This is a genomic window from Nocardioides sp. (assembly GCF_034670285.1).
Lineage (GTDB): Bacteria > Actinomycetota > Actinomycetes > Propionibacteriales > Nocardioidaceae > Nocardioides.
Genome location: NZ_JAXMNS010000290.1, coordinates 1 through 5057 on the forward strand (window position 1 = coordinate 1; position 5057 = coordinate 5057).

At 70.6% G+C, this 5057-nt stretch carries 7 protein-coding genes; 4 read left to right on the forward strand and 3 right to left on the reverse strand.

Translation table 11 applies throughout. The annotated features are described in order from the left end of the window. On the forward strand, window positions 1-514 hold a 514-nt coding region (locus tag VOI19_RS14085; protein WP_323793594.1), incomplete at its 5' end, for a hypothetical protein. Between the two features lie 28 nt (window positions 515-542). On the opposite strand, the gene VOI19_RS14090 is transcribed toward VOI19_RS14085, so the two are convergent. After that, a complete protein-coding gene (locus tag VOI19_RS14090; protein ID WP_323793595.1) occupies window positions 543-1715 on the reverse strand; it encodes a pyridoxal phosphate-dependent aminotransferase in 1173 nt (390 codons plus the stop codon). A 19-nt stretch (window positions 1716-1734) separates the two neighbouring features. Here VOI19_RS14090 and pyrE point away from each other — a divergent pair, with 19 nt between their 5' ends. Further along, entirely contained in the window at window positions 1735-2274 is a 540-nt protein-coding gene (gene pyrE, locus VOI19_RS14095; RefSeq protein ID WP_323793596.1) for an orotate phosphoribosyltransferase, read from the forward strand. A gap of 127 nt (window positions 2275-2401) precedes the next feature. Next, a complete protein-coding gene (locus VOI19_RS14100) occupies window positions 2402-3064 on the forward strand; it encodes a hypothetical protein (RefSeq protein WP_323793597.1) in 663 nt (220 codons plus the stop codon). Between the two features lies 1 nt (window position 3065). On the opposite strand, the gene VOI19_RS14105 is transcribed toward VOI19_RS14100, so the two are convergent. Next, on the reverse strand, window positions 3066-3836 hold the full coding sequence (locus VOI19_RS14105) for a DedA family protein (protein WP_323793598.1): 771 nt from the start codon (window positions 3834-3836) through the stop codon (window positions 3066-3068). A gap of 91 nt (window positions 3837-3927) precedes the next feature. On the opposite strand from VOI19_RS14105, the gene VOI19_RS14110 reads away from it, so the two are divergent. Continuing rightward, the gene (locus VOI19_RS14110) at window positions 3928-4641 is read left to right on the forward strand and encodes a TrmH family RNA methyltransferase (protein ID WP_323793599.1); all 714 of its coding nucleotides are present in this window, start codon (window positions 3928-3930) and stop codon (window positions 4639-4641) included. Window positions 4642-4724: 83 nt separating this feature from the next. Here the strand turns inward: VOI19_RS14110 and VOI19_RS14115 are convergent. Beyond that, a partial coding sequence (locus VOI19_RS14115) for a hypothetical protein (protein WP_323793600.1) occupies window positions 4725-5057 on the reverse strand: 333 nt, incomplete at its 5' end.

Below are 5057 nucleotides of genomic sequence, written 5' to 3' on the forward strand. Positions count from 1 at the left end.
CGACGCCCCCTCCGCTGCGAGTCCGTACGGCGCCCCGTCCGCGGCGGGGGCGCACAAGGCCGCGGGCCCGACGCAACGACCGGTCCGGGTGACCGCAGCCGTCGTGATCACCCTCGTCGCGAGCTCGGTGGCCCTCGCCGGGCTGCTGCTCTCCTTGGCGCTCCTCGTGGGGAGCCGCGAGGCCTTCCTCGTCGAGATCGAGGGCCAGCTGGCCACCAACTCCTCCTACGAGGACATCGCAGCCGACGCCGTCGCGACGGTCGCGCTCGTCGTCCTCGTGCTCCTGACCGTCTGGTGCCTGGCGTCGATCGGACTGGCGATCGCCACCCTGCGCGGCAGCAACGGGGCGCGCATCACCCTGGTCGTCTCGGCAGCGCTGGCCGGACTCGTGAGCCTGCTCGGCATCGTCGTGATCGTGCCGCTCCTGCTCACTGCTGCATCGGTAGCGACGGTCGTGCTGCTCCTGAGTCGCGATGCGGCCGAGTGGTGCGCGGGCCGCGGTCGTTCGTCCTGAGAGCCGGCGTCGGGACCAGCGTGAGAGATCAGCGTGAGAGGTCGGCGCCGCTGAGGCGCTCGAGCGCCTCGCCGATCAGCTCGGGCTGCTTGCAGTAGGCCCACCGCACCAGGTGTCGACCGGCTCCGGCCGGGTCGTCGTAGAACCCCTGGAGCGGGATCGCGACGACCCCCGCGCGCTCGGGGAGGGCCTGGCAGAACTCGGCGCTGTCGCTCCAGCCGAGCCCGCTCACGTCGGACGTCGCGAAGTAGGTGCCCTGCGGCATCCGGGTCGGGAGGCCGGCCGCGCGGAGCCCGGCGACGAGCAGGTCGCGGCGCTCCTGGAGGTCGCGAGCCAGGGCGCGGGGGAAGTCGTCGTGCTCGTCGAGGGCGCGGGCCACGGCAGGTTGCAGGGGCGCCCCGGAGGTGTAGGTGAGCCACTGCTTGGCCGACACGAGCGCCGCGACCAGGTGGGCCGGCCCGGTCGCCCAGCCGACCTTCCACCCGGTGAGGGAGAACGACTTGCCGACGCTCGAGAGCGTCAGGGTGCGCTCGGCCATCCCCGGCAGGGTCGCCAGCGGCACGTGCTCGAGGTCGTCGAACACCAGGTGCTCGTAGACCTCGTCGGTGATGACGACGAGGTCGTGCTCGATCGCGACGGCAGCGATCGCGTCGAGCTCGGGTCGCGACAGCACCGTGCCGGTGGGGTTGTGCGGGCTGTTGAGCAGGATGAAGCGGGTGCGGGGAGTCACGGCCGCACGCAGCTCGTCGACGTCGAGGCGGAAGTCGGGCCAGCGCAGGGTGACCGGACGTCGTACGCCCCCGGCCATCTGGAGCATTGCCGGGTAGGAGTCGTAGTAGGGCTCGAGCACGATCACCTCGTCACCGGGATCGACGAGTCCGAGCAGGGCCGCCGCGATGCCCTCGGTGCAGCCGGTGGTGACCGCGACCTGGGTGTCGGGGTCGAGCTCGATCCCGTAGTGGCGGAGCTGGTGGGCGGCGATCGCGCGGCGCAGCGGGGCGATGCCCGACCCGGGGGCGTACTGGTTGGCTCCCTCGTGGAGTGCTCGGGACGCGGCGTCCAGCACCTCGGGTGGTCCGTCGACGTCGGGGAACCCCTGGCCGAGGTTGAGCGCGCCGGTGCGGAGCGCGAGGGCCGACATCTCGGCGAAGATCGTCGGAGGGATCCCGTGCAGGCGACGGGCGAGCGTGGGACGGGCCATGACGACTACCCTGCCACTCGTGACCACCACCGACGACTCGCTCGCTGCCGACATCGACGCCTGCTGCCGCCTGACGGGGGAGTTCACCCTCCGCTCCGGCCAGGTCTCCAGCGAGTACTTCGACAAGTACCTCTTCGAGGCCGACCCGCTCCTGCTGGGGCGTGTCGCGCGCGAGATGATCCAGCTGATCCCGCAGGACGCCGAGCTCCTCGGCGGTCTGGAGATGGGCGGCATCCCGATCGCCACCGTCGTGAGCTCGATCCTCGGCACGCCCACGCTCTTCGTGCGCAAGGAGGCCAAGGCCTACGGCACCTGCAAGCTCGCCGAGGGTCCCGACTTCGCCGGCAAGCGCGTCACGATCATCGAGGACGTCATCACGACCGGCGGTGCGGTCCGCGACGCCACACGCGCCCTGCGCGAGGCCGGCGCGATCGTCGAGGTCGTCGTCTGCGCGATCGACCGCAGCCCGGCCGGGGAGAACCCGCTCGCCGACGTCGACCTCGAGGTGCGCGCGGTGCTGACCAAGGCCGACCTGGACGCCGTCCGACACGCGGGATGAGCCGCGAAGGGGCGCTCGGACCCTCGCGGCCACGCAGTTCGCGTGGGAGGATGAGCGTGTCGCCGGACCGGAATCAGCGGGGCATGGGGCCCCGACCCACCGTGCGGTTCTCACCGAGGTGATCGTCGTGTCCGTCTCCCCCCGCCCCCCGGTGGGAGCAGTGCTTCGCGGGCTGCTCGCGGTCCTCGCGCTGGTCGCGCTCCTCGTCCCCGCGCTGGTCGTGGCCACGGTGCCCGCCGGCGCGGCAGGTGTCGGAGGCGCGTCGTCCGCGAGCGCTGTCGCCGCCGAGCCGTCGGCCAAGAAGAAGAAGAGCGGCTGCGCTGCGAAGGGCAAGAAGTTCCGGCCCACCACCCTCGGCGTCAAGAAGGTCACCAAGGCGCGCACCGTGCTGGCGCTCGGACGCGACTCCCGCAACGTTCCCCGCTCACCCCCGCTGAGCGACCGCGGCAAGTGGCAGCTCGCCTGGGACGCCCAGGACAACATCAAGGCCGGCGCCAAGCGGGGCGTCATCAAGATGAACGCCCACACCTACCCCGATGGTTCTGCGCTCGGCAACCTGCTGATCAACAACTTGTACGACGGCGCCAAGATCGTGGTGCGCGGCGCCCGCGGCCAGCAGCGCTGCTACGAGGTGATCGCGCGGGTCCAGGTGCCGGCCGAGAAGCGTTACAAGCGCTACTACCGCACCGACGGCCCAGGTCGCCTGGCGATCGCGGTGTGCTCAGGCGTCCGACGTGGCTCCGGCGACTGGAGCCACCGCACGGTGTGGTTCGCCAAGCCGCTGCGCTGAGTCAGGCCTCGGCGTCGGCCTCGAGGCGGGCCGACACCTCGCCATCGCGGGCGGCCTGCGTGAGGTCCTCGGCGTGGCCCTGCTTGCGGTGCTTGTACCACTCGTAGCTCAGCGGGATCACGCTGAAGGCCAGGATTACGAAGATCACGTAGTCGATGTTCTGCCCGAGGGACGGCACTGCCTTGCCGAGGAAGAAGCCGAGCAGGACCAGGCTGAGGATCCACAGGGCGGCACCGACGAGGCTCCAGGTGAGGAAGCGACGCCGGTCCATCCGCGTCACCCCGGCCACGACCGTGATGTAGGTGCGGACGAACGGCACGAACCGGCCGATCACCAGGGCCTTGTTGCCGTGACGGTCGAAGAACATCCCGGTCTGGTCGAAGTACTTCTTCTTCAGGAACCGGCCGTTGCGCTGGTAGAGCGGTGGCCCGATCTTGCGGCCGATCTCGTAGCCGGCCACGTTGCCCGCGAAGGCGGCCACGACGAGCACCAGCATGGCCAGCACCAGCTCGACCGGCCTGTTCTCCAGCCCGAAGGCCGTGTAGCCCGTCGTGCTGCCGCCGGCGATGAAGAGGCCGAGCGCGAACAGCAGCGTGTCGCCGGGGAGGAAGGGGAAGAAGAGCCCGCACTCCACGAAGATGATGGCGATCGCGAGGTAGATGAACGCGCCGCCGAACTCCGCCTGCAGGTAGGACGGGTCGAGCCACTTGATCCCGAACAGCATCGGCTGCAAGGACTCGGCGAGGGGCGGGAGCGCGGCCAGCAAGGTCACGTCGTCACGTTACCGGTCAGGGTCTCCTCGCGTGGGTGAGTCCGACCCCGGGATCACCCTGGGATCGAGTCGAGCCGCTACGGTCGGCGCCGTGGACGAATCGGCGGGCGCGGGAGCAGGCCCAGCGACGGGCGAGGTGCCCGAGGTGGGCGTCGGCCCCTGGGAGGGACCCTGGCCCAAGGGGGCCGGCGAGCCCGACAGCGTGTACGACGTCGCGCTGCTCGAGCAGGGCGACCGGCGCAACGTCGTCGACCGCTACCGCTACTGGTCGCTGGAGGCGATCCGAGCCGACCTCGACACCCGTCGCCACGGCTTTCACGTCGCGATCGAGAACTGGCAGCACGACTTCAACATCGGCGCGATCGTCCGCACGGCCAACGCGTTCCTCGCCGCCGAGGTGCACATCGTCGGCAAGCGCCGCTGGAACAAGCGCGGCGCGATGGTCACCGACCGCTACCAGCACGTGCGCCACCACGAGAGCGCCGAGGACCTGGCGGCCTACCTGGCTGACTACAAGACGGACGACGGCGGGCCGGTGCCGCTGCTCGGGATCGACAACCTGCCGGGCTCGGAGCACCTCGAGACGATGGCCCTGCCGCGTCGGGTCTGCTTCCTCTTCGGCCAGGAGGGCCCCGGGCTCTCCGCGGCGGCGCGGGAGGCGTGCGCCGGGACCTTCTCGATCGCCCAGTTCGGGTCGACCCGCTCCATCAACGCCTCCGCCGCAGCTGCGATCGCGATGCACTCGTGGGTGCGGCTGCACGCCGACCTCTCGGGCGACGCGGACGCCGGCGCCTGGCGCGGCTGACCTGCTGCCCAAAAAGCCTCTCGCCGAGTCGGCGCGTACACGCGCCGACTCGGCGAGAGATTTCAGCTCAGGTGATCAGGTGATCAGCGGCAGGCCTTGCGGAAGTTGAACTTCTTGACCTGGCCACGGTCGATGAAGACCTTCTTGGTGGCCTTCACCTTGCCGTTGCGCTCGCAGGTGAGCGTGTAGCGCTCCTTGGCGCCCTTGGTCGTCTTGGTGACCGAGTCGAACGCCTCGGTCGTCAGGGTGAACGTCGGGGCAGCGGAGGCGTAGTTGACGACCCGCATGACGTAGGTGCCCTGACCGGCGTCGACGAGGGTGACCTTCTCCTTCTCGCCCGGGGCGTTGCCCGAGGAGCCGACCTCGATCATCTTGTCGCCGACCTGGCGGTAGACCTCGAGGTCGAGGTCGTCCGG